The sequence below is a fragment of the Flagellimonas okinawensis genome (genome assembly GCF_029194005.1).
GTDB classification, from domain to species: domain Bacteria; phylum Bacteroidota; class Bacteroidia; order Flavobacteriales; family Flavobacteriaceae; genus Flagellimonas; species Flagellimonas okinawensis.
In genome coordinates, this window is the sequence record NZ_JARFVA010000002.1 from 765,063 (window position 1) to 790,734 (window position 25,672).

At 41.8% G+C, this 25,672-nt stretch carries 17 protein-coding genes and 1 tRNA gene; 4 read left to right on the plus strand and 14 right to left on the minus strand.

The features are described 5' to 3' along the window. Window positions 1-32 precede the first annotated feature (32 nt). The 12 genes from PY091_RS09205 to PY091_RS09260 form a co-directional block, all read right to left on the minus strand. Window positions 33-1,649: a RagB/SusD family nutrient uptake outer membrane protein gene (locus PY091_RS09205; protein WP_275649411.1), complete on the minus strand. Its 1,617-nt coding sequence runs from the start codon at window positions 1,647-1,649 to the stop codon at window positions 33-35. Window positions 1,650-1,659: 10 nt separating this feature from the next. Continuing rightward, window positions 1,660-4,635, minus strand: a complete 2,976-nt coding sequence (locus PY091_RS09210; protein ID WP_275649412.1) for a SusC/RagA family TonB-linked outer membrane protein — start codon at window positions 4,633-4,635, stop codon at window positions 1,660-1,662. 274 nt (window positions 4,636-4,909) lie between these two features. Next, window positions 4,910-7,657 (minus strand): helix-turn-helix and ligand-binding sensor domain-containing protein, encoded by a 2,748-nt coding sequence (locus PY091_RS09215; protein ID WP_275649413.1) that lies wholly within the window; start codon window positions 7,655-7,657, stop codon window positions 4,910-4,912. A 186-nt stretch (window positions 7,658-7,843) separates the two neighbouring features. Further along, the gene (locus tag PY091_RS09220) at window positions 7,844-8,701 is read right to left on the minus strand and encodes an HAEPLYID family protein (protein WP_417956951.1); all 858 of its coding nucleotides are present in this window, start codon (window positions 8,699-8,701) and stop codon (window positions 7,844-7,846) included. 79 nt (window positions 8,702-8,780) lie between these two features. Further along, a complete protein-coding gene (locus PY091_RS09225) occupies window positions 8,781-9,116 on the minus strand; it encodes a hypothetical protein (RefSeq protein ID WP_275649414.1) in 336 nt (111 codons plus the stop codon). Window positions 9,117-9,176: 60 nt separating this feature from the next. Continuing rightward, window positions 9,177-10,373 (minus strand): MFS transporter, encoded by a 1,197-nt coding sequence (locus PY091_RS09230; protein ID WP_275649415.1) that lies wholly within the window; start codon window positions 10,371-10,373, stop codon window positions 9,177-9,179. 352 nt (window positions 10,374-10,725) lie between these two features. After that, the gene (locus PY091_RS09235) at window positions 10,726-11,526 is read right to left on the minus strand and encodes a hypothetical protein (protein ID WP_275649416.1); all 801 of its coding nucleotides are present in this window, start codon (window positions 11,524-11,526) and stop codon (window positions 10,726-10,728) included. A 22-nt stretch (window positions 11,527-11,548) separates the two neighbouring features. Continuing rightward, entirely contained in the window at window positions 11,549-13,264 is a 1,716-nt protein-coding gene (locus PY091_RS09240) for a SusD/RagB family nutrient-binding outer membrane lipoprotein (RefSeq protein WP_275649417.1), read from the minus strand. 30 nt (window positions 13,265-13,294) lie between these two features. After that, entirely contained in the window at window positions 13,295-16,537 is a 3,243-nt protein-coding gene (locus PY091_RS09245) for a SusC/RagA family TonB-linked outer membrane protein (protein WP_275649418.1), read from the minus strand. A 354-nt stretch (window positions 16,538-16,891) separates the two neighbouring features. Next, complete coding sequence (locus tag PY091_RS09250; RefSeq protein WP_275649419.1) at window positions 16,892-17,374, minus strand: helix-turn-helix domain-containing protein; 483 nt, start codon at window positions 17,372-17,374, stop codon at window positions 16,892-16,894. Window positions 17,375-17,448: 74 nt separating this feature from the next. Further along, on the minus strand, window positions 17,449-18,969 hold the full coding sequence (locus tag PY091_RS09255; RefSeq protein ID WP_275649420.1) for a helix-turn-helix domain-containing protein: 1,521 nt from the start codon (window positions 18,967-18,969) through the stop codon (window positions 17,449-17,451). Window positions 18,970-19,153: 184 nt separating this feature from the next. Beyond that, window positions 19,154-19,226, minus strand: a tRNA-Met gene (locus PY091_RS09260). Between the two features lie 498 nt (window positions 19,227-19,724). Here PY091_RS09260 and PY091_RS09265 point away from each other — a divergent pair. From PY091_RS09265 to PY091_RS09280, 4 genes are all read left to right on the plus strand, one after another. Then, a complete protein-coding gene (locus PY091_RS09265; RefSeq protein WP_275649421.1) occupies window positions 19,725-19,955 on the plus strand; it encodes a hypothetical protein in 231 nt (76 codons plus the stop codon). Between the two features lie 104 nt (window positions 19,956-20,059). Further along, the gene (locus tag PY091_RS09270) at window positions 20,060-20,227 is read left to right on the plus strand and encodes a hypothetical protein (RefSeq protein ID WP_275614562.1); all 168 of its coding nucleotides are present in this window, start codon (window positions 20,060-20,062) and stop codon (window positions 20,225-20,227) included. Window positions 20,228-20,644: 417 nt separating this feature from the next. Then, window positions 20,645-23,020, plus strand: a complete 2,376-nt coding sequence (locus tag PY091_RS09275; protein WP_275649422.1) for a patatin-like phospholipase family protein — start codon at window positions 20,645-20,647, stop codon at window positions 23,018-23,020. Between the two features lie 401 nt (window positions 23,021-23,421). After that, on the plus strand, window positions 23,422-23,592 hold the full coding sequence (locus tag PY091_RS09280; RefSeq protein WP_275614564.1) for a hypothetical protein: 171 nt from the start codon (window positions 23,422-23,424) through the stop codon (window positions 23,590-23,592). 202 nt (window positions 23,593-23,794) lie between these two features. On the opposite strand, the gene PY091_RS09285 is transcribed toward PY091_RS09280, so the two are convergent. After that, window positions 23,795-24,808 (minus strand): lipocalin family protein, encoded by a 1,014-nt coding sequence (locus PY091_RS09285; protein WP_275614565.1) that lies wholly within the window; start codon window positions 24,806-24,808, stop codon window positions 23,795-23,797. Window positions 24,809-24,874: 66 nt separating this feature from the next. After that, window positions 24,875-25,441: a Crp/Fnr family transcriptional regulator gene (locus tag PY091_RS09290; protein ID WP_275614566.1), complete on the minus strand. Its 567-nt coding sequence runs from the start codon at window positions 25,439-25,441 to the stop codon at window positions 24,875-24,877. Between the last annotated feature and the right edge of the window lie 231 nt (window positions 25,442-25,672).

The window sequence follows — 25,672 nt, forward strand, 5'->3', positions numbered from 1 at the left end:
AATGTTATAAGTTAATTCTAGTTTGTGCCTAATTAGTTGTACCCATCGTTTTGTGGGTAATTTGGGCCTAAAAGGTCCATTTGCTGCTGTGGAATGGGCCAGTTTTGCATGTACTCTCTAAGAATATCTTTAGGATTTCCTTCAGGGTACGATTCGTTCATATTATCGTTGTTCATGTGGTCCAATAGGTAATCGAACAACAATCCGGTACGCTTTAGGGTGAACCAGCGCTGTCCTTCAAAAGCAAGTTCTCTGGCCCTTTCCTCTAAAATCGTCTCAAGGTCAATGCTGTTCACCGGAGCTGCGTTTGCCCTGGTGCGAACGGCATTTAGGTACTCCAAAGCCTTAGCGGAATTGTTCAGCATCATATGTGCTTCGGCACCAATGAGATAGGTTTCTGCCAAGCGATAGATCATAATGTTCTTGAAATGGTTCCTATCGGTAGGTTCCACGGTATCATCAAAAAATTTGAGAATACCTGGGTTCTGTCTTCTATAGTACAGCATAAACTCGTTTTGGTCCGTTTCGCTGTTTTCATAAAGATCTAGAGGGTCACCTAGTTCCTTACCTGCCGGCAAGGCTGTTTCATCGTTGTAGGCGTACTCAAAAATATAGTAGGTGTTGTCCTTTCTGTCATCATTTGGATCTTCATTGAGAAGGTCGATCGTGTATTGGTTCAAAGAAATAAATCCTGCTCCCGCACCTCCGTTTTCAACGGATTGAATCAAACCTGGGGCATCGGCATAGGATGAAACCATGTTCCAGTTCATGATATGTGGGCTACCCCCTCCGATGGTCTGCCTTTCAAAATTGATGGCAAAGAGTGTTTCCGAGTGGTTGAGCTCACCTGCAAATACTTCTGCTGTGGTTGAGGTCAAGCTATGACTTCCACTGGTGATCAATGCATCGGTTTGGGCCGCAGCCTCGGTCCAATCGTTTTCCCACATGGCCACTTTGGCCCTAAGGTGTCTAGCTGCTCCTTGTCCCCATCTTCCAAATTGGGCTGGGGCATAGTCCAAATTGGCTATGGCGAAGTCCAAATCGGAACGAAGTAGTGAGAATATCTCTTCCACAGACGATTTATCCTGAGGTACATCGAATGCATTTTCTGGTGTAGTAGGTTCCGTGGTAATGAAGATATTGTTGAACATACGGTAAAGCGTGAAGAAGGAATTGGCCCTCATACATTTGGCTTCAGCAATAATCTGGTTCCTTCTGCTTTCTTCAATATCCTCCAAGTTCTCTGCGCCTTGGATGATTGCATTGGCCCGGTCAACGATTCTATAGTAGTGTACCCAATGTGCGTTTATACCGGAAGTTGTTCCGTAGTCCCCTAAACTGGCACCCCATAACAGACGGCTATAAAGGGAAACCTCTCCGGTAATTCCAACTCCCAAATCGCTCTTGGCCTGTGGAATAAGTGGGTAAGTACCGTTAAGGCTCAAATCTTGATAAATGTTTCTGTTAAGGGTATACAGGCCGACCACTGCATTTTCCAATCCTTCAGGATTGGTGTACAAAAAGTCCACAGAGGTGTCGGACAATAGTTCGTCTTCCAACAGGTCTTTTTCACACGATGTGAATGTAGCAAGGACAAGGAGTATTGTCAGTGCCTTTTTTGATGTTATGTATTGAAATATATTTTTCATGACAATTTTTTTAGAATCCTAATTTTACACCTAGGGTTATATTTCTGGTCTCTGGGAAGGCCGATCCATTTTGATCGTTCGCCAATGGAGTTTGTTCCGGACTGTACGACCTGAAATCGGTAAAAGTGAACAGGTTGGTTCCCGTAACATATACCTTTGCCCTTTGCAGTCCCAATTTGGAGAATGCATCCTTTGGAATATTATATCCCAGGGTAAGTGTCCTCAACCTCAAATAGGAGGCATCTCTAACCGCAAAAGGAAACAGGTGAAGATGCGTATCCGGTTTTGGCCTTGGATATTCGGTCGATGGATATTCCGGTGTGTAATATTTGGTTCTGATACCGTTTATGGCACCTTTCCAAAGTTCACCGTTGGCAAGTACAGGATTTAACCTGGTAGCTCCCTGAACTATGTAAATATCCGCAAACAGGTCAAAATTCTTATAGGTAATGGTATTGGTGATAGAACCGTACCAATCTGGGTCGGTATTGGTGAACACGTTGTCCCTGTCATCAATCTGTCCGTTGCCATCTTGGTCGATTACACGAACGTCACCAGGTTGTGCCAATGGGTTACCAGATCCAGCGATGTCGTCACCTTCTTGATAGATGCCATCATATTTGGGCAACCAGATATTATTGATGGATTGTCCAATGGACAACCTTCTACCTGATGTATCGGTAATATCGATCGGGTTACCTTGATCGTCGGTCTCTCCGGTAAGGGAAATTACTTTGTTCCTGTTTCTGGAGAAAACCAATCCCAAGGACCAGCTAAAATCATCTTTTCTGATAATATTCGAAGTCAAAGAGGCTTCAATACCTTGGTTTTGTAATTCACCTGAGTTAAAACGAATCACATTGAAACCAGTGGTTCCCGCAATAGATCTATCCAATAAAAGGTCGGTAGTATTTGCTTTGTAGTATTCGAACGTTCCTTGGAAAAAGTTATTGAACAACCTAAAATCAACACCAGCGTTGAGGGTGGTTGTAGTCTCCCATTTTAGGTTCGGGTTGGGCAGACGGGAAGATGCTGTGGCACCTGCAACGGTTTCATCCCCAAATACATAGGGTAAATTGTCCGCTACCCCTAAAGATTCCAACGGATTGATTCCCTGGTTCCCTGTAGCACCATAGCTCACCCTAAATTTCATTTCGTTGATGGCATCTACATTTTCCATGAATGGTTCCATGTGCATTTTCCATGCTAAGGATACCGCGGGAAAGAACCCCCATTTGTTGTTCTCGGCAAATACGGATGCACCATCGGCACGAGCTGTGGCTTCCAAAAGGTATCTGTCCAGGTAGCCGTATCTCACCCTTCCGAGGAATGATAAAAGTCTACGTTGGGATACATTGCGAATATTGTTCAACAGTTCTGTGGCATCCCCATTGAACTTCAACGCATCATTGGTGAAGCCGGATTTATCCAATTGGGTGTATTCAGTTCTTTGCTCATCAAAAGCTTGAACAGCTGTAAGGTCCAGGCTATGGTCGTCGCTGATCTGTGGTGTGTAATTCAAGATGTTTTCCACCAACACCTGTTTAAACAATGTGTTGGACAACACCCCGATTCCATCGATTCCCTCATCACCTGCGGAGTGAAGTGAAGATCTATAAACGCCTTGGTTAGTGTTACGGTTCCTTAAAAAGGTTTTAAGGGTATAGCTTAGGTTCGGTGCAATATCGTAAATCAAGCTCAGGTTAACATCCGTAAGGTTGATTTTGGTCTCGTCCACGGATTCCCTTTGGTCCCATAATGGGTTTACCGCTGTGTTTGATGGGCCCAAATAAAATTTCTGTAGGTCGCCATCGGCAGTATAGGGTTGTGCAAGGGGTGTTATTGTGGTGAAGTTGATTCCTCCCGTTTCTCGGTCTTGTTTTGCATTTTGATAGTTGATGATTCCTCTGAACATCAATTTATCTGAAAGTTTTTGTTCTATGTTTAGTTTGAATGTGCCTCTGTCAAAACCTGAGTTCGGAATAATACCTTCTTGGGAAAAGTAGTTAACACTGGAGAACACCTTTGTTTTTTCGCTACCTGCAGAAAAACTCAAGGAATGGCTCTGGATAATCGCATCTTGAAGGACCAAATCTTCCCAATCCACGAAATTTTGGTTTTCAATGGCTTCCAGTTCAAATGGTGAGAATATGTTCTCATCACTTAAATAATCTCCAGTGAACCTATTTCTGTTCGCCTCTCTTCTAAGATCGATGAATTGTTGGCCGGTGTATTGATTGAAGTTTTTGGTCAACGATTGTACAGTGGTAAAGCCATGGTAATCTATGGTTGCTTTACCTTCTTTACCTCTTTTGGTTGTCACCAAAATTACCCCGTTTGATGCCCGGGAACCATAAATTGCAGTGGATGATGCATCCTTTAGGATTTCGATGTTTGCGATATCGTCAGGTGCAACATCATTAAGGTTGTCAAATGGCAGACCGTCCACAATAATCAAGGGAGAATTCCCTCCCGGAGCAACAGAAACGTTACCCCTGATTACAATGTTAGAGGTACCACCGGGTCGTGCATCTCCCAAATTTACCTGTACACCTGCGGCTCGCCCCCGTAACATTTCCGATACGTTTGTGGTGGGCACGTTGGTAGCTTCTTCAACTTCAACGCTCGCCACGGAGCCAATTACATTACTTTTCTTTTGGGTACCATAACCAACGACAACTACTTCGTCAAGAGCTTGGGTGTCTTCTTGGAGAACAATGTCGATTTGTTCTTGGGTACCAACGGGCACTTCTTGGGTCAGGAACCCAACATAGCTGAATACCAGTGTATCGCTGTTGGAAACATCATCAATGGTGAATTCTCCATCAAAATTGGTGACCACCCCATTGGTGGTTCCCTTTACAAGTACGTTTACACCCGGCATGGGCCCCATATTGTCAGAGACGGTACCGGTAACGGTTTTTCTTTGTGAATATCCATATGCGGTACATAAAAGCACCACTAGGGTTAAAATGCCATATCTCATTTTTGAGTCAATTTAATTTGAGATAAATGTAATCGGCTTAACGTATTCTTAACAAAGGATTCACCTCTATAAAAAATCTACATTGGTAATTTAAAAGTGTTAAAATTGAGTTTTTGCTATTTAAACCCTATAAAATATGAGGATATGTAAATTTTTCCACAGTGTTTATACAACCTTGAAACATGTTGTAAAAGTGGGTTTTTATGCTTTTGTAGTGTTGATGTAGGGGTAATTTTAAGAATTGTAGGGGACTGATGTATAAAAGTAGAGCTACTTAAAAGTTCAATATGTAGTCTATAAGGTTATCGTGGTGTGGAAGGTCGAATTTTTTACGCAGTCTGTAGCGCTTCATTTCCACACTTTTTACCGATATATTGAGCAAAGGTGCTATTTCTTTGGAAGAAAGGTTCAACCTTAAATATGCACATAATCTGAGGTCGTTGTTCGTTAGGCTATCATGTTTAGTCTTGATCCTTTTTAGAAAATCTTTGTCGGCATTGTTAAACGCATCCTCAAAGAACTTCCAATCGTCTTCACTATTGATATTACGATCGATCTCTTTGATTACCGATTTTATGTTTTTGTCTTTGTTGGGTACCTCTTTTAATTGTGATTTTAAGGAAGAAAGGAATTTGTTTTTCTTTACCAAACTCATGGTGGATATGGCCAGCTCACGATTTTTATTGTCAATTTCATTTTGTAGTTTCTCTGTCTGAATTTGAGCAATACGTTCTTTCTCCTCTAGCTCTCGTCGCTCGAGTTCTTTTTGGTTCTTCTTTATTAGTGATTGTTGTTTTCGTTTGTAGTAGGACTTGTAAATTCTGTGCACCAGTATAAATAAAGTGAATAGAATAAGAATGTAGATAACAACAGCAATATTGGAGAGGTACCACGGTCGTGATATGGTGAAAGTATAGGAAGCTTGGTTTTCACAAATATAATTGCCCACCATCGCCCTTACGGTGAACGTATAATCGCCAAAGGTCAAGTTTTTGAATATGGCCTCGGAAGATTCGGACCATTCACTCCATTCATCATAGAGATTTTCCATTTTATACTGGTACCGGACTTCTGTGTATTTATCAAATTCTGGTACACTGAACTCAAATTTGATGTTGTTGTTCGAATATTTGAACGTGCCTGTTGAGGTAATCGGAGTTTTCGCTAAAAATTCTTGATAACCACCATAATAAATGGAATTGATAAATACTTCACTGCTAGATGGTGATACCTTGGTAAGGTCCAATGAAACATATCCGTTCGAACTTCCGATCAAATATTTGTAATCATCTATCTTGGAAATGTTCTCAAATCCGGATACCCCCAAGTTGGTCCTGATATCCTGCGGTATGGAAATATTTGAACTACTCAATTTATTGCTCAAGGTACTTTGGGTAACATATTGAAGACCTGAATTGGTGAAGAACCACAAACGCTGCTCGGATTTTTCAGGAATAACAATACTTACTTGTCCATTGTTGTTGTCGAGCACCATGGAGGTCAAGGTACTGTCCACTGTAATGGTCCTATCATTTTTTATGCGATAAATTCCAGTATTGGTCTTATAGTAAATGTTGTTCTCAAAACTAAAAATATTGGAGCTATGGCCAAATGGATCCTTGTTCACAACTTGTTTTACCTTTGAGTAATCCGGTTCCAATTCAATAAAATACAAGCCTTTTTGTTCGTGGTTCACGACCACTTCCAACCCATCCATTTCAAAAAATCGGCTGGAAATATTGAACCCATCAATGGTGTTCCTGAATTGCCATTTGCCCTGTGATTTTTCAAGTATGCTTAGGCCATTGTAATTGCCCTGCAGCAGTAAGTTGTTTTTACCAGCAATTGGTTTTACAGCCCAAGTTCCGGGGAATGATGAAATTAATTCTGCATTCAAGTTTTCCAAAACAAAAGTACCGCTGTTATGGCCACAGAAGATAGTGTCGTCCACCAGTTGCAGATTCCAAACCTGTCCCTCTGTCCCCTCGATTATGCGAAAGGTGTCCTGCGAATCGATTTTTCGATAAAAAAGACCTTGATTGGTCCCCAAGTATAGTATGCCTTCGTGGCTCAATGCGGCATATACCAGCCCCAGATTTCCCAATTTATCAACATATTCGTTAAAGGGAGAGTATAGGTTTATTACACTGACACCGTTGTCCAGACCTAACCAAAGATTATTTTCTGAATCTTCAAAAAGGGATAAAACAGTATTGTTGTTCAATCCTTTTTCTTGGTCGATATTTTGAATTAAGCTCTTACCATCTGCCGAAATGTGATATAGTCCATTAGAGATACTTCCCAGAGCAAAAGTTCCATCCTTAAGTTGAATGCTACTATATAGTCTTACATTCAAAGAATCCAAAACCGTATTCCACGGTGTAAGGGTGCCCGAATCGAATCTGTAAAATTGTGAGCTTTCCGTTATTACGGCAAGTTCATTGTCCAAGGCATATAGACCAACAACGGATTGATCTTTAAATATGGATTCGTTGCTGACCAGCTCTGCATTTCCGTTTTGAATCGTAAATAGGCCTTCTCCCGCTATTTGGAAATACACATTGTTGTTGACCATACTTAGGTTGGCCTTATCCGAATTGGCTTTGATCATTTTAAAAGATTTCTCTGCCGTATCGTATATATAAATTCTGTCCAATGATTGGAAGAGAACCCATTGGTCAAGAACCAAAATGTCCCAAAACTCCTCATCTTCGGCCATGGATATATCCATTTGCTGTGAAAGGGAGTTATATGCCAAATCCCTATTGTCCGTTTTTGTCCAATAGCCAAATTCCCGATAAGAACCGGTATATATTTTATTCTCTACCGCTTGTACAGATCTAATGATGGGAGATGTTGGAAGTTTATACTGATGCCATCTACTGCCATCAAATTCCAAAAGACTGGTATGGTTTGCAATAAAGATATTCTTGGAGGGAGATTGGGTTATGCCCCAATTTTGGAACTCCCCATTATATTCTTTGGTGGTATAGTTCCGAATAGGGGGAAGTTCTTGGCCCATTAGGGTTGAACAAAAAAACAACAAGCACAATAGTAAATGGGGCTTCAAACTGAACAATTTTTATGGACAAGGCAACTTGCCAAGGATAAAGTTAAGCACTAAAATTAAAATCAGCCTTTTAAATCAAAGTGGGACATAAAAAATCAAGGGGCAGTGGATGCCCCTTGAGTTGTTTTAGGTGTTTTGCTATTTATGTTTTGGTTCCCAAATAAGCCTTAAAAACGAACTGAACCGCTCATTTTCCCTATTTACAGGTATACCGGCTATAATACCGATCATCATGTTGTCGGCAATGCCCAGTCGCATTTGTGGTCGCATGGTCATATCAAAATCGCTGCTTTCCCAGGTTTTATTGAACTCCACACCTATAAAGTTCCGAGTTCCAGGAATCATATAATGGAAACTGGTATTTACATCATAAGCTGTATGGACTTCGCCACTTTGGTATTCGTGACCGATCATGGGCCCTGTGTACACCAAGGAATGGAAATTGTTTCCCCAACGCTTGGCAATCACTAAAAACGGATTATATACATTTCCCGATATCAATGGTTTTCCAAAGTTTCTAAAATCGGAGAGCTCGAACTCATTTATATAGCCGATGGCCATGGATGTTGCCATCCGCTCATTTACAAAAAACGACCACTGTGTGGCGATCTTGATACTGTTCAAGCTGTTCGAAGGTGTTAGAGTATCTCCATTGCCACTTAGGGGAGAGTAAAATGTAAAAGGTAGTTCCACTTCTAACCCCAACCTGTCCATTGGAGCCCATTCGTACTCTATCAACGCTTCATAAGAGTCAAAGGTGAGTTCGTCGGTCAAACCAATCCCCAAGTTCCATTCTCTTTCCCCTTTTCGGGCACCTAGATCGCGTATAAGATCTATGTACAGGGGTTCGGCATGTAATACCTTGGCAGGTTGTTTCTTGTCCTCGACCTGAGCAATATACAGGCTGTCTTTTTCCGTTTTACTGATTTGGGCAAAGGATAGGGTGGATGATGCCAATAGCATGATCGGCATCAAAAAAAATATGTTTTTTTTCATGTGTTTTGATTTATTCGTTGAAAATGTAGCATCCCCGAGCCTTATTTAAATAAGGAAGGGCATTTGTGAAAGGAATAAATCAAACTTCGGGGGGCGGAGTGTCTTTTTGATAATGGTGTTGGATCAGCTCCGATGGGTATTCGGGGAACTTTTTTTTCTTTCTGTATGAGAGCATGATATTTGCTTCCGGACCAGCATCAGTAAAGAAGGTCAGCTGTATTTTAAAACTGCTGCCTCCATTGTGGTCTTCCTTGTCAGGGTCATCGTATTCTACGAAAACATCACCAAGTCCCATTACTTTTTCCACTAAGATCTCTATAACACTCTCTTGATCGTTGATGGATAGGTTTTCAGGAATGTAATCGGGGTACCTGTCCGGGGAGTCCACACTTACGTTCAATAGGTAGAGTCCCATTAAACACCAGAAATATTTTATTAAGGAGCTATTTCGTAAAAAGCGCATCACCATGTAAAACTACGATTCTTTTTTTCTTTTGGAATGTTTGTCCATATAAAGAATTGCAATTCCAATACACGCCCCGATGCAGGCCAGAATGCCTCCGACAACGCTGGCATAATTGAATCCGAGTCCATATACCATGGGAAGGCCACCAAAATAAGCTCCCGATGCATTACCCATGTTAAAGGCACTTTGGTTCATTGATGAGCCTAGTTTTTCTGCTCCTTTAGCCGCTTTTATTATGGCTATTTGGATAGGGGCCGTAATTGAAAAAGTAATTACGCCTACGATAAAGCTCAATATAAAAATAGCAATGTCACTACTGGCAAAAATGGCATTCAGTATTAGAATGGTAGTCATGCAAAGCATGCTTAGAACAACAGATTTTACTGGATTGAGTATTTCCACCATCCGAGCGCCAAGAAAGTTACCGAAGAACATACCAAGTCCAGCAACGATCATTACGTATCCAACATTGGCTTCAGGCAGTTTGGTTACATTGATTACCAGTGGGGCAATGTAGCTATACCAAGCAAAAAAGCCTCCAGTGCCCACAGTGGTCAAAACTATTAGTGCCCATAATTTTTTGTTCCTTAACCCTGGTGAAGCACCTTGGGTCTGAGGACTGTCCGCTTCCTCCAATTCCTTTTTAGGCATCCAAAAATATAAACTTGCCAGTGTGGCTATACCTGCAAAGCCTACAAGTATAAAGGAATAGCTCCAGTGTAATTCCTGACCAATGTACGTGCCCAAAGGAACCCCTAAGATATTGGCAACGGTTAATCCAGAAAACATAATGGCCATGGCCTGTGCTGCCTTATCCGGTTTTGCCAGATAGCCGGAGACAACCGCACCAATGCCAAAAAATGCACCATGTGGCATTCCCGATAAAAATCGGAATAGCATCATGATCCAATAATTTGGTGAAAACGCAGATAGCGTGTTAAAGAGGGTAAACCATAACATTAAGAACAGTAATGTTCTTTTGGGATTGAGGTTGTTTGTGATGCGGGCCATTATTGGAGCGCCCACCACAACGCCAAGTGCATAAATTGCAATGAAATGGCCAGCTTTTGGGATTGATATTTCCAAGGAATTGGCAATATTGGGCAAAATTCCCATGATAACGAATTCCGTAAGTCCAATTCCAAAACCGCCTATGGCGAGGGATAAAAGTGCTTTTTTGTTGGTTGATCGTGAAGTGTTGTTCAAGCTTGTTTTCTTAAGGTGCAAAGGTACATCCTAAAGAATGAAGGGAGCACAAGGATTTTTACTTAATTCTATTATGTATTACCCTGTAAAAATTAAAACAGCCTTGAAGATTGGACTAATTCAAATACACTCAAAAAATGAAACAAATAACTTTTGAAAGGATATTTTCGGGATCAAGGCTGTTTGTAAGAGGATTATGTTTTATATCCACTAAACTACATTGGTCTCCGTATTTTTTGGGAAATCCTCAACTACAAGTACCATTCCCGTTATATTAGAACCATATTTAGTAAAACGTAAAAGGCCCGATCCAATGGATCCGGGCCTTTTATTGAACAATATGTAAAAAAAATCAATTGATACAGGGGGCAGGATTAGGGCCAAACGGACCTAATACCTCACCATCCGGTGTTTCAATCGTGTAGACATGCTCTTCTTCAAAAGCTCCACTGGTGTATGAGATTACTAAAGAGCCCGTACCTTCTGGGACATCCACGTTAAATGTGGCGGCGTCACCTGCGGTAAAGGTATAGTCCGTAGCTACACCATCAATTTCAAACGTTACAAAGGCACCGTCCCATCCATCTCCGAACAGGTCTTGCATTTCTATGACCCAGGTTCCCGGTACCGTAGTTCCGGAAATAGGAGAGCATTTTACCAAAACTATAAAATTGAATGCCTGCAATTGTTCCGGTTGTCCGGTTACAGTGGCGCTATAGTTTTCTGCGGTGGTTTCCCTTCCGTCAACACCAGTGGATTTTCCTAAGAACCTTATAAAATCCCCACCGGAAATGTCATCCACGGTAATCCCGAGCGCACTTGCTATATCGGTGTATGGAATGGAAATATCACTGGGGAAATCTGTTATGGTGGCCAATTGTACCGTGTCGGAAGATACACCGCCCGATTCCAAGGTAACGCTGAGTTCCCATGAAGCCACATTGTCGCTAGGGTCATCCACTGTTCCAGATAAGGATGAGGTGGCCAAATCGCCTTTGGCAACAATAGTTTCGTCCAACAGAATTCGAACGTAAGGAGCCGCGGAATCTTCCAGTTCGAATACATTGAGCGGGTTTTTATCCTTGTCCTCGCATGCCGCAATTCCCAAAGTCAGGAGAACAAGACCGAATATATATTTAAAATTACTTTTCATCTGTATTGTTTTTAATTATGAATCAATCAACGAATCCTTCGGAGTTGGTATCCCAGAACACAGGAGTACTCGGAGCACTTTTCTGTGTAATATTGGTGTTGCTGTCCGCAGCAGTTTGTGAATACCACATTGATCTTAGGAATGGTCCTGGATCACTTGTGGTAAATGCTGGAGTTAGGTTATCCGGTTGACCGGTTCTTCTATAGGTGTTGTATGCCTCGATTCCATTGCACCAAAGGGCTATAAAATATTGCTCTGCAATGATGCGGAGCTTGTCCGTGTCGTCACCGGCATCATAGTTGGCCAATATTTCAGCTACATGATTATCAATGGCCGTTGAAGTCGGTACAAATCCGGAGCCGCTTGCCAAGGATGATCCAAAGTTTGTTACGGTACCAATGGATTGTCTTATTCCTGTTTCCAGATAATCTCTAGCGCTACCTGTGGTATTCAGTGTCAAGGCCGCTTCGGACAACATAAAATAAGTGTAGGAAGACATAAGTATGGGCGAGATGCCAGCTCCTGCCAACCCTTCGCTTACCGCACCGGAACCGGACACGTTTCTATAGGAATTGTCATCGAACGGTCCTCCAACCGGGTAGGTTCCATGTAATGTCCTAAAGGCATCATCTGGCGGAATACCATCGTCATCCAAGTGGTTTCTTCCCCAATAGCCGCTTAAACCATTGGTGGCCGGTACCAGGCAATAAGGCTCGGAGGGATCCCACCAGGCAGGTAGGGAAATTTCGGTGACACATTCCTTGGTGACCACATCGGCACCTGAGAAATCCTCTTGTTGACGGTAAAAGTAATATCTGATCCTAGGATCGGGCTCACTGTATTGATTGGCCATCAGGTTCATGTAATAATTACTGGTGTAGAAATCTGAACTTGGCCCAGCCCCATCATAATTTGCATCAAAATATGGATGTCTACTATCTGGCGAGGCATTGTTGGTGCCCCATTGAAAGAAGAAATCGTCCGATGCGTCCAAAATCAATTGGTTCCCGCTGATCAACTCATTGATACGGGCTGTAGAAACCGATGCGCCAAAACCATCTGCACTGGCCAAGCGGGTTTGCAAGTACAGTTTTAGTCGCATGGTATTGGCTACTTTTCTCCATTGGCTTTCATCACCATTATAAAAAAGATCATCTGTTGGCAGGGCAGTTTCGTTCTTGTTCAAATTGGCGATGGCTTCTATCAATAATTGATCTGCAGCTTGATAAATGGAAGCTCCCGAATCAACGGAAGGGTTAAGGATACCTTCTCCACCCGAAACTGCTTCAGAATACGGAACATCACCAAAGAAGTCCACCATGGACATCATAATATATGCTTCCAAAATCTGCCCTATGGCAATATGGGTGTGCTGTTCAGCTTCTTCCGCCAATGGGTTCATTGTTCTGATATCTATCAACGCCCTTGCATAAACATTGTCCCAAACCCTATCAAAATCCGATGGGTCGTAGTTCTCACGGTAGGTAGGCCCAAATCCGTGTTGCATTCTAACGGGTTCCATTCCAAATTGGCTAAGGCCATTTTCGTTTCGACCTTCTTCGCCAGAATGTATTTGAGCTGTCATAAGCTGAATTTGATTCAGAAAGAAATCAACACTCGCTTGCGACGGGTTTAATGCATTCGGACTCTCCACAACATCCAAGGATGTGGTCTCACAGCCCAACATGATAGTCAGTGCAGCGATTACGAGACTTAGTATATTTGATATTTTTTTCATAATATATTTTTTGATTCTAGTTAGCTGCTATTAAAATGATGCTCTTACGGTAAGTCCATACCTTCTAGTGGACGGTCCGGTAAAGAAATCGATTCCTTGTCCGTTTCCTACCCCTGTACTGGACGAGTTGGTATCGTAACGTACATCATCCGGGAAGTTCACCGCTTTGTACCATAGGTTGGAGCCAGAAACTGTTAATGAAAGACTGCCAAATGGTGTTTTGTCCAACATTTTCTTTGGTAGGGAATACCCTAGTGATGCCTCTTGCAACCTGATTGTGGTTCCGTCAAAAATGTTCACTTCGTTTATACCTCCGGCAAAGAATGTGTTGAATCCGAACTCGGTGGAAGATATGGCAACATCGTTAGGACTGCCATCTGCAAAAACACCGGGCAGCACATAATTGGACTCCCTGTGAATCGGGTCATCGGTGTCCACAACGCCACGACCAATCAGACCTGCAGTGGTAACGGAGTAAACATCTCCTCCATGTCGGTATTGCAAGTTGGCTGAAAGGGTGAAATTCTTGAATGAGATGGTCGGAATCAGTGCAGTAGTCCAGTCAGGGTTGGGGTCACCTATTTCGGTGATGTTGTTGTCGACTAAATAGCGACCGTTGCTTCCCACTACCTTATTTCCATTGTCATCTCTTTGTATAGTGCTCCCCAATAGTACACCAAAGGGTCTTCCTTCCACTGCATAGTTTGCAGCTTCACCGGAAACAGCAAATGTCAGCAGAATATTATTGGTCCCTTCGGCCAAATCGGTTACGGTTGTTTCACTTGCTGTAAAGTTTCCTGCTAGGTTAATACCGATTCCGGCTTCGCTCTCCCTTAATAAGGTAAGGTCATAATCAGCCTCAATACCTTTGGTCTCCACCTCACCAATGTTCACAAAAGTGGAACGGAAACCTGTTGAGCTATCCAAGGTTCTGTTGGTAATAAGGTCGGTGGTTGATTTTTGGTAAAGGCTCAGATTAAAGTTGAGCCTGTTGAACAAGCGTGTGTCCAGACCAACTTCCAATTCCTGTACTCTTTCAGGTGATAGATCACGGTTACCCAATACATCGGAAACTGTATTTCCTGATACTACATTACCATTGGCGTCCACAAAGGTTCTTGCCCCCAAAGAAAGTACATCCCTGGTGTTGAAAGGCGTTGGGAAACCGGCAGATGAACCGTATCCCAGCCTAAGTTTGGCGTAGTTGAGTACATTGCCCTGTAATGCAGGGAACGCTGTTGTGGGAATAAAGGAAAGACTGGCACCAGGATAAAACAAGGAATTGTTCTCTCTTTCCAAGGTGGAAGACCAATCGTTTCTGCCCACCACATTTAGGTAAAGCAAATCTTTATAGGATAACGTGGCATCCAAATACACACCAACCAGGTTTTCCTCAAAGTTCTGGTTCAAATTGGAACCGGAAAAGGAGTTGACCGATGATGGTGTTGTAAAGTTATAGTGCTCCAATACCCCAAAGACCAATTGCCCTTGACTTTCAATACCATCTTGTGCGTAAGTGTCCCTTCGACTGTTGGCTCCCAAAGTTGCCGTTAGGTTTAAATCATCTGAAAGACTTTTTTCTGCACTCAAAATAATATCGTGGTTCCAAATGGAGTTTCTAACGGAAGTTGTTCTCAAGATGCCCAAGGTTGGTCCATCTACACCTCCTTTATTCTGTCCATAGGAATTTAATTCCGTATAGGTGTCCAAACCTACCCGATAGGTAAGGTTCATCCAATCGTTTATAGCATAGCTCATGGAAACGTTTCCGGTAAATCGGTCGGTTTCCTGAGATGTTTTTGAATTGGCCACCGTCCAATAAGGGTTTTGGATATCGTTACCGGAACGATAATACAGACTTCTACCGTCTGCAGCTTGGAACGGAATATTTGTTAGGTCTACACTCCTTGGAGTATAAAGAACATCCCCGAATATAGCCGAACCATTAAAGGCAGCACCACTACCGGTACTAACAGCGTTCGGAGGAGATTTGTAACCAGTTCTTGCAAAATTGAAGACTCCGGACACCGTAAAGTTGTTGGATAAAACCGCATTGCCACCTAAACTAAAATTATTACGTAGTAATCTGTTGCCTGGTGTAACCCCAATATCCTCGGTACGTCCGTAATTGGCATTGAAATTGACTTTTTCCGAACCTCCTCTAACATTAATGGAAGTACTGTAAACGTATCCTGTTCTAAAGAATTCTTCAACGCCGTTATATGGTTTGTACGGGTATTCGTCATCCAATAGGTCTTCGTAGCCTGCAATTAATGAAGGATCTGCAATATAATTGAACGGGTGTCGAAGAAGTGCTACGCCATTGGGTCCTGTTCTAATGAATTGTCCCGCTGTGGCCACACCATCATCATCGGTTCGGTCAAAGCGTGGTCCCCAGTTACTGAAGAAAAATCCGAACCCTTGGTGGAAACCACCACCATAATTATCTTGGAATTTGGGAAGCACTGCATTGGACATAAATACGGATTGTGTTACGGAAACTTCCGTTTTAGATGGTGCATCACCACTGGCCGCTCCTTTTGTTGTTATAAGGATAACACCATTTCTACCTCGGTTACCATATAGTACAGTTGCGCTCAATCCTTTTAATACACTTACACTTTCAATGTTGTTGGGGTCTAGGTCCAAGAATCGACTGGACTCTGTATTCCCATCCAAAAAGTTGGTTTGTGTGTTTGTTCCAGAATCAAACGGAATCCCATCAACAATAAACAAAGGTTGATTGGATTGGGTGGCAGAGGAGTAGCCCCTAATGATAATATTGGTTCCCGAACCGGACATTCCATTGTTGGAGGTGATGTTGACCCCCGCAACTTTTCCGTTCAGAACACGGGCGACATCGGCTTCTGGTCTGGATTCCACTTTTTCGGATTCCACTGTGGTCACGGAATACCCGAGAGAGCGTTTTTCCCTTACAATACCTTGCGCGGTCACTACAACTTCTTCAAGTTGTGAAGCGTCTTCCTCTAATTGTACATTAATTGTACTTGCGGTGCCTACACTTTGTTCCTGTGTTCTTTGGCCCAAATAGGAAAATACAAGGACATCTCCTTGATTGGCTTGAATGGCATAGTTGCCATCAAAATCGGATTGTGTACCGCGAACGGTTCCCTTGACAACGATATTTACACCGGGTAAGGGTACACCTTCTTGGTCGGTGACCGTTCCGGTAACCGTTTTTTCTTGAGCATGGGCATATGCAATCGATAAACACATCGCCAACAGAGCTCCAAACAGTTTCTTTACTTTCATACGAATAAAGTTTTGTTAGTAATTTGAAATGAGTTAGGGCAACTGAGAAAGGTGGACGGAGCTAGGAATATGATAGCTAATTCAAATAATACTTCTGGGAAGTGAACAAAACTCAATGGATTTTGTCTTTTAAAGAAGTAGAGCCTCTCACCGCCCTACCTTTACAATTGCATAGCAAATCAACCAATTAGTGGTGTGTGACAGGTACTCGTTAAACGGCAAGAACCTTAAAATACACGGCGCCCAACGGGAAGTACTGTTTTTAACAGCTGTGAAAGATGACTATAGGACATTAAAAAACCCCCTGATATCCAAGAGGTTTTTGTAAATAGCCTTCACGATTTAATGGGAGTGCTACGCCAGCTGTACTTCGTGTTGCCCTACGAATTCCATATTTGCGGCATTCCGATAATCGTTTGGGCTACACCCAGTAATTTTCTTAAAAGCGCTGTAAAAGCTGTTTTTACTATTGTAACCAACTTCGTACATGATCGCCTTTACACTAAGTGAAGGGTCGGAAACCAAAAGATACTTGGCCTCTTCTATTCTATATTCGTTCAAGAATGAATAGAAGTTCTTGGAGAAGTAAGTGTTGATCACCTGGGAAACCTTATAACGATTGTCCTCGATATGGTCAGAAAGGTCGTCGAGGCCAAGTGTATTGTTCCTGTAAATCTTGTCCTCTTCAAAGGCTTTTCTGATTTTTCCCCGAATAGAGCGTGCTTCGTCCTCCGTTAATCCGGACTTCCTGTACTTTTCATGACTGTTTGTTGGGGCCAATGTCCGTTCTTGCGACCCAACATACTTGAAAACGAATTGTTTTAGTAGTCGTTTCATATGATTGATGATTTTTGATTGATGACTACTAGTTAGCAAGAAAACCTTTGTATATCGGTGTTCCCGATAAGAGTTTACCCTTGTTTTAGGTGGTTCAGGTATTGGCTAGGGGTAAGTTGAGTGTCTTTTTTGAATGCTTTATTGAAAGATACCTTGTTGTTGTAGCCGACCTCGTAAGCGATATCGATAATATTGAGTTCGTTTTCCTTTTCAAGAAGTTCTTTGGCTTCTTGAATGCGGTGCGAGTTCACAAATTCACGAAAACTCATTTTAAAATGTTCATTGATAAGTTGTGAAGCATTGTGTCTTGTTGTGTCCAGTTTCTCCGCGACCATATCAAGGTTAATATCGTTTTTCCGATATAACTTCTCTTTTAGGAACAAGTCGTTCAGATTTTGTTTCAGTTCATGGGATAGGCTTTCTGTTAACCCTGACTTTACATATTTGGGAAATAATCGATTTATGTAAGCATATTGTCCACTGAACACATCGGGCTGAACATTCGCTGCATAGCCTATATATATAACCATTGCACTCATAAGAACAATAGGGGCTTGATAAAATATGCCGCTGTTGATACCGGAAATAATGTAGGCGCCATAAATCATGTAGACCACTACATAGCTCACATGGATCAGATAGATGTTATTCTGCCAGATTCTGGTTTTTTTGTTCAAATCCGATTTATGCTTTTTTAAAATTAAATGCACAAAAAAAGCATAAACGGCCAATGAGATTGCTTTTAAGGATACCAAAAGCAATAGCTTGGTCGAATCACCGGGATTAAGACCCTCTTCCAATCTCTGCAACATTTGGTTTACTTTTTCGGTTCCGGTAAACCCATAGACGGTAAATATGAGATATACCGTTAAGACTATAGTAGGGAAGAAATGCCAAAGGTCTTTTTTGTCCAACTCTGTAGGTTTGGACACTCGTTTAAAGTAAAGGAACAATAAGGGGCCATATAAAAATGAAGACCATGTGGACATAAGGTAGGTGTGGGGAAACTCGAAAACATAATTGGTCTGGTTCACACATATATTCAAAATGAACAAGGAATGTATGAATACAAAAGATGCAATAAGTATCCTTGCCTGTTTGTCAATTTTCTTATTGATCAAAAGCACAAAAGTGACATAAAAGCCTATCAGTGAAACAAAAAAATAAAAAACGGACCAAGCAGTAATTTTAGGAAGTACAGTGCCGGAAAGTTTTGCGAATTTTTCATTCTCCCTGATTAAATCAAAATCCTCGTGTAAAAGAAAGGCGGGATGAAAGTCTATTTTAAAATAGTCATATATATAGTTAATGGACTCCTCGGGCTCTTGTAGCGCTGCCTGGCTCAAAGCCAGTTTTTTTAGGATGTGTATTTTTTCCTCGCGATCAGAGTATTCAAGATTTTTCTTGTATAAGGGTACAGCCTCCTTGAACCGGTGGATGTTATAATAATAGTCTGCCCAGTCCAGAGAGTCTTTAAAGGTTTCCGAATTAGGTAAAGGGAAACCTCCATAGCCAACAATAGAAGTTGTGCTATAGGCCACCGAGAGGTTGAACCATAGAAATAGCAAGACAATATATTTGGTAGATTGTCTCATTTTTGATTGATGATGAATTAGGCATCAACAATTTATGAAAATAAGGTGTTAAAAACGTTAACGAACTATTAAAGTAGGTAAGCCCCGATAAAAGTTTACTCCTTGGAAACGGCTAAAACAGTGTGATTTGGAATTGAAGCATAAAAAAAGCCGAGAAAATTTTCTCGGCTTTTTTTCTTTCTAGTAGCGGGGACTGGACTCGAACCAGCGACCTTCGGGTTATGAGCCCGACGAGCTACCTACTGCTCTACCCCGCGGTTTTATAACTTTTTAACTGACAGTTAGTTAATATTTGCTCTGATTTCATCAATTGCCTGCTCCGTATGCGTTTCCGTATGCGTACAGGACAACAAAAATACCACAAATAGTTGGAATTCAAAAGAGTTTTAGGGTCATTAAATAAACAGCTTGACATTGATTATGGATTTGACTAGGTTTTGTTAATCTGGAAAAGCAATAAGAATGTTGACAACTTGTAACTTTATGCATACAAAGTATTGGTAGTATATATAAGAAAAGGTTTTATTACTGAATTCGTGTAAATCTCCAACCATGAGTGGACCGGACTTGGTCTAAAGATAAGTGATGGTTTTGTTATCTTCAAGGCTAGCCTTGAAGATGGATTCATTAACCTTTTAAATCACTTAAAATGGCAAAGAAGAAGAACACGGAATCAATCGTAAAGGACATCAAGAGAAAGACAAGGCGGAAGTTCTCCGTAGAGGAAAAGATCATTTGTCAATGAACACCAGATAGTGGTGCTGTTTTTTCCCAGTCCCATACAAAAGGCCGTTACCGGGAATGAACGTTTTGTTTTTTCCTATGATAGGGAAGAGACTGGACATCTTGGTCTGTTGCAACGAATGGATGGGGTGGATAGCAATCTTTTGGTCATCACCACCGACGGAAAGATGTATGCCCATATCATTTCATATACAGCGTCCCTTCCCAAGATGAACTACTTTATTAATGAAGGGGAACAATAGGGATAAAGGGTAATGCCAGGAAATGACAGCTTGACAAATGCTCCAACCCTTATAAGGGACTATCTAAGCTGCTTCTGGATAGAGTACCTAAGAATTTGGGTACTGTGCGCAGCGGTGGAATTCGACTTCGATTGGAGGAATTGGTCTACCATTGGGGTGAGGTGTACCTGCTTGTAGGTATTGGAAATCGTTCCGATATCGATTCTCAAATGAAGCGCTTGGACATCCTTCGGGTCAATGGCAGTATGAGGCGAAAGGCCTCCTCCTATTAGGGAATTTACCTTGAGCCAATATATTCAAGTGCCAAGTCTACCTTGATTCATTGTGGGAAGGAGACGAGGTTGGTGTATGTGCTGCCCAAATTTGTATTGGGGAAAGGGGAATCACTAAAGCTGGTTCTTGAGGAAGTGGGAGGGAACAGGCGAGTGGTCCTTGTGAAGTAGTTGGTCATGCGAAATTTTGTAAAAAAAATCAAATCAGGATGGATATGGGTGCAATTAGAAAGCCGATAATTGTTTTTCAAGGTCGTACCTGAAGTGATTTAGTTTTTTACTAAGTGTTTCGACCATGGGTTTTTCCCGGTTTTTCAGGTCTTCCTGGGTACTTTTTTGTTAATTTAAGGATAGGGGGGTGGCTTTGGTCGTTCGCATATTCGATATCTTTGGAATATAGTATCTTAAACACTATATATGTATTCAAAGCACAAATGTCATGGCCTTAATTTATCTTATGGTCAGGACGACTTTAAATTGAAAACTTTTTGCTTAATCGTTCTGTTTCTTTCAATGGGTCAGTTGCTTGCCCAAGCCCAAGTGCAGCAAAGGCCAAAGGTGGCTTTGGTGCTTAGTGGAGGCGGAGCAAAGGGATTGGCCCACATTCCCCTTTTACAGGCACTGGATTCCTTGGGAATCGTTCCGGACATTGTAATCGGAAATAGTATGGGCAGTATTGTTGGGGGGCTTTATGCAATGGGCTATTCCGGTGATAGCATCTCTCGGATTGCCCAAAATGCGGATTGGGATAAGCTCATGGGCGGCACCATTTCTATGCGGAATGTAGGTGTGGAAGAAAAAAGTGAATTCAATCGCTATCTGGTCAATTTTGACCAACAAAATGGTAAAATAAAAATGAGTCCCTATATCCTTAACGATCATTATCTTAGGGTGTTTTTATCGGATTTGACCTATCCCGTAAATAACATTACCGATTTTGATGACTTACCCATTTCATTTCGTGCAGTGGCCACAGATATCGTGAACGGGAAAGAGGTGATTTTGGACCGTGGCAGTCTTACTCAGGCATTGAGGTCCAGCATGTCCATACCCGGTGTGTTTTATCCGGTTCCTTATAAGAACACCTTATTGGTGGATGGGGGGGTGCTCAACAATTTTCCGGCAAATATAGCTCATGAAATGGGTGCGGATATCATTATCGGTAGCGATGTTGGAGGGGGGATGGAACCCAAAGAGAAATTAAACGATATTATGGTGCTTCTTTTTCAAACGGGAATGTTACACAGTAATCTGCGTAATCCAGAGAACAGGGCATTCTGCGATATCCTTTTGGACCACGTTCCAAATCTCACATATTCAACTGGTGATTTTAACGATAGTGATGCCATTTATGAAGAGGGTAAAATTGCTACGCTCACCAATATCGATGGACTGTCGGCACTAGCTAAACGATTGAAACCATTCCATCATGAAAGACCGCATCTGCCCAAAGTGAAGGATAGTATAGTGCTTGATACCATTATTTATAAACGGATCAGTAAGGAGAATATGGCTTTAGTTGAGGCCCGGACCGAACTGGTCGCGCATGAGAAATATGCAAAGAAGGACATACTTGATCGGCTCGACCGTGCCGTGGGGACCACTCTTTTCAGCCATATAACTTTTGATTCGTACCAAGGAAAAAAATCAGGCCTTGTTCTTAGTGGATTTGAACGATCCAAAAATATCGTAAAGGGATCGCTGCATTATGATAGCTATAATGGTGTGGGAATTATTCTGAACCTTACCGGTCGGAATATCCTGGGCCAGGCTTCACGTACTCTTATGACCTTGGATATAGCGGAAGAACCTCGATTTAGATTACAGCACCAAAAGAACTTTGGATGGAGAAAAAATTGGTGGTGGCGCTCCGAGGCCTATGGCCAATTTACAGAAGAAAGTATCTTTATTGAGGGACAGGATGTGGACAAATTCCGCTATCGACATTTTATCTTCGATAACCAGCTCAATTTAAACATAACTCCTTTACGAAGCTATTTCGGAATTGGGGTGAAATATCAAAATGATTATCTGACACCCAGGGTGGACCCCGAAATTGAAGATAACCCCTATGGTGTGGAAGAGTCCAAATTCAATACCATAGAACTTTCGACCCATTATGTATACAATAGCTTGGATACCCCGTTTTATGCAACCTTTGGGTCATATTTCAGAGGTAGGTTGAGTCGTTCATTGTACAGCAGTGCCAATGCATTATTCTACAGACCGGATGCTCCGGACTTCAAAGGGGAGACCAATCTATATAGTAAACTGGAGATGCGGTTTGAAAAAAGGATGTTGATGAATGAAAGGTTGACTACCATTTTGGGCCTCTCCGGGGGATTATTGTGGGAGGACAAGGATGACGGTGAAGACATTTCCGCCAATGATTATGGAATCGGTGCGGCCTACTTCCTTGGCGGTGCCCAAGAACAGCACAGTCCAAGAAATTACGTAATGCCGGGTCTGAAGGAGGGAGAGCTCATCACGAATCAATTTATAAAAGTTAATGTTGGGATCCAATACAAGCTCTTTGGCAAAACGTATATCACACCCCATTTGAATCTGGCAGTTGTAGGTTTTGGAGAGGTCGACACATTTCTACAGAACATTTTTTCAAACAATAACAATTGGGATGACCGACTGGAAACCAGTATGGTGATGTCCTCGGGTGTCATCTTTTCGAACAATTCCCTGTTGGGACCAATAGATATTGATATTTCCTGGATCAATGGTGTCGACAAAATAAGAATGTTTTTAGGGGTAGGCTATCGTTTTAATATTTCCGACTAAAGGCCGGCTTTTCGGAGGAGATGGGCAATAATATTTTTATTTGGTTTCCAAATGTCAGGGTACGTGCAAGAATATGGATTTTTGAATGTCTTACGCTGTGGGGATTTGTTGATATTGGTATATGGGCACCGAAAAATTCAATTCAGAATTCCATGAAGATGTATAGTACCATGAAATGTTCGGCTACATACTTTTCTTCCATTGCTAAATCCTGCATCATGTGAGTTTGGTCTTTTAGGCAGAGGTATTGTTGCCTAGATTGCATTGTTTTATGGTCCACTATATTTTTTGTCGGGGATTTGGACATATGGTTGGGGAACAGAACCGTTACCGAGTTCTTCCAAGGGAAGAAGGTTGTTGGGTTCTATAATCGATTGTTATGATATTCCCTGGTCCGAAAAGTGGACCGTTTGGAAGTCTTGCGTGCCAAAAGATGGGCATCCTATCAGGAAATCCCCTTGGAGCCCGTCCATGGGTATGGTGTTCCTATTGGATTCAGGGATAAGGAGATGGTCCGATTTGTCCATACGCCTTCTCCCGCAATCCTTCCAAGACCTTGGAAGAAAATGTAAGAGGAGCCTATTGCCCAGATTCGTTGAGATGCATTATTTTGGAGTAGGGGACATCTGGTATACGGGACATAAATAATTGGGTTGTTGTTTAAATCGGTTATTTGGAGGTCACACGTCCTATTTGAATGCTGAAAAAGAAAGACGGGTTGAATTTATAAAAATCCAACCCGGTCAGACATTTTATGAGGAGATACACGGAGAATCAGAACATTCTGTCCTTGTTCCAGTTGCCCACCATTTCAACAAGGTTATAGCCTGTTACGGGTTTTCCCCTGAAAGTTCCGGTAATATTGCATAAGCCTTCGTATTTAGGTAAAATGTCAGAAGGTACCTCCTGTTCTTTTTTGATTGCCCTTACGATCAGTTCAGCCTCCAGTTCGGGTATCTTGACGACCCAATTGGTCGGATAGCGTTGCCCCATAGGGCTTATCCAGAACTCGCTTGCAGATTCGGCAAGAGGTTCGACATTTGCAACGATATGGGAACCATCCGGTTCTGCCATGGTCACCCAGCTGGATTGCTTTCCATAAAGATAGATATCCCATAAACCCAATACATCTCCGTTATCGAGTGTAAGGTTCATCCATGTCCAGTACATGTCCTGTTCCTGAAAGGTTCCTTTCATTGGCTTTTCTTTGTTTCCAAAGAAATCATGGCGCCAGAACCATTGCCTGTCATACCATGTTTTGCCAAAAACCTTATGTGTCTCGCCGTTGAAGTTTAAAGTGCCACTGCCCAGTCCTTTGGTTACAGAGTATTGCCCTGTGGGAATATTGCCCACAAAATTAAAGACCCCGGTCCCGCCGTTGTAAATAACCTCACCGGGAAATTGCATGTCGAGTTCCACCGAACCCCAGTCGAAATTGGCAGAGGCCTTGATGGCGTGCAAATCCCCACTTATTTTGCTATTCGGCATTTCAATGTACATGCTGTCTGTTTCGTATGTTACCTCTTCCTCCGAATGTATGATCTCATCACTTTTAAAGGTCCCATTATCGATATCGAACACATTGAAAATACTCAGAAATTTTCGTGGAACCCCAGCAGGTGCCGGTACTTCGAGTTGGTGGATAAGAATGTTGAATTTTCTGCCTTCTTCTGTTTCAACATCGGCAATGGCAAAGAAGGAATTGGTGCCCATCTCGGGTTTAAAGGCCAAATCACGTTCGGCGTCTATCAAATGGGGGATACTTAATTTTCTTGAACCTGTTTTCATTTTTAATGCTTTTAAAGGGTTATGCTCAAAAGTAAAATGCCCAAGTCCCCCTTTTTTTGACATATATCAAAAAAAAGTATTGACCCTGATCCTGCTCAATGTTTCTTGGGTGATGTTCAAAAGATTGGCAATGTGTTGAAGGCTTACCCTTTGAAGAATCTCCGGATACCTTTCGACTAGTATCTTATATTTATTGGAAGCCGTGTTTTCCATGATCCTTATTTTTTCTTCAAGAAAGATGCAATATTCCTCGGCTACTTTTCTTCTGTAAGTTTCCATTTCCGGGTATTTTTCATAGAGCACTGTCAAATCCTTGTTGGGAATGAGTTCAATCGTCGAGTGTTCCAGGAATTGGGCGTTGTCAATGGCCGGTTGATTAAAGAAAACACTGGCGGTGGAACCAAAAATGATGTTTTCCAAAATGATGGAAGTGTTTTTCTCTTTCCCATTTTTATGATAAAATGTCCTCAAGCATCCTTTTGTTATCAAATAAACACTATCGGGAAACTGATTTTCCCTGTATAAAAAATCCCCCTTTCTTTTATGGAGCACTCTTATTTTTGATGAAATTTCCCTTTCTATTTCCAGGGGAACGGGTTTCAATTCATTGAATTTTTTGATAAAGCTTGTCATATCCGGTTGTATATATTTATGGCTCGATCCTCGAAGTTGCCATAAGTTCAATTTTTTATAAAAAAACTCTTTTTTTGAATTTGAAAATGTATCCCTGTTGTTCCATTTGAAATGAATTCGCCATCTGTGTCCGGTTCATGTCGGCAACAGAGGATTCCTTTTGAACGTAAAGTAAAGGGTCTTTTTTGTTTATCGGTTTATTTCACGATCTGATCATGGATAGCCATGACC

Excerpts from the sequence above, each read along its gene's own strand:
- PY091_RS09205 (WP_275649411.1), bottom strand. The coding sequence starts at position 1,649 with ATGAAAAATATATTTCAATACATAACATCAAAAAAGGCACTGACAATA.
- PY091_RS09210 (WP_275649412.1), bottom strand. The coding sequence starts at position 4,635 with ATGAGATATGGCATTTTAACCCTAGTGGTGCTTTTATGTACCGCATAT.
- PY091_RS09215 (WP_275649413.1), bottom strand. The coding sequence starts at position 7,657 with ATGGGCCAAGAACTTCCCCCTATTCGGAACTATACCACCAAAGAATAT.
- PY091_RS09220 (WP_417956951.1), bottom strand. The coding sequence starts at position 8,701 with ATGAAAAAAAACATATTTTTTTTGATGCCGATCATGCTATTGGCATCA.
- PY091_RS09225 (WP_275649414.1), bottom strand. The coding sequence starts at position 9,116 with ATGGGACTCTACCTATTGAACGTAAGTGTGGACTCCCCGGACAGGTAC.
- PY091_RS09235 (WP_275649416.1), bottom strand. The coding sequence starts at position 11,526 with ATGAAAAGTAATTTTAAATATATATTCGGTCTTGTTCTCCTGACTTTG.
- PY091_RS09240 (WP_275649417.1), bottom strand. The coding sequence starts at position 13,264 with ATGAAAAAAATATCAAATATACTAAGTCTCGTAATCGCTGCACTGACT.
- PY091_RS09245 (WP_275649418.1), bottom strand. The coding sequence starts at position 16,537 with ATGAAAGTAAAGAAACTGTTTGGAGCTCTGTTGGCGATGTGTTTATCG.
- PY091_RS09250 (WP_275649419.1), bottom strand. The coding sequence starts at position 17,374 with ATGAAACGACTACTAAAACAATTCGTTTTCAAGTATGTTGGGTCGCAA.
- PY091_RS09255 (WP_275649420.1), bottom strand. The coding sequence starts at position 18,969 with ATGAGACAATCTACCAAATATATTGTCTTGCTATTTCTATGGTTCAAC.
- PY091_RS09275 (WP_275649422.1), top strand. The coding sequence starts at position 20,645 with ATGTATTCAAAGCACAAATGTCATGGCCTTAATTTATCTTATGGTCAG.
- PY091_RS09285 (WP_275614565.1), bottom strand. The coding sequence starts at position 24,808 with ATGAAAACAGGTTCAAGAAAATTAAGTATCCCCCATTTGATAGACGCC.
- PY091_RS09290 (WP_275614566.1), bottom strand. The coding sequence starts at position 25,441 with ATGACAAGCTTTATCAAAAAATTCAATGAATTGAAACCCGTTCCCCTG.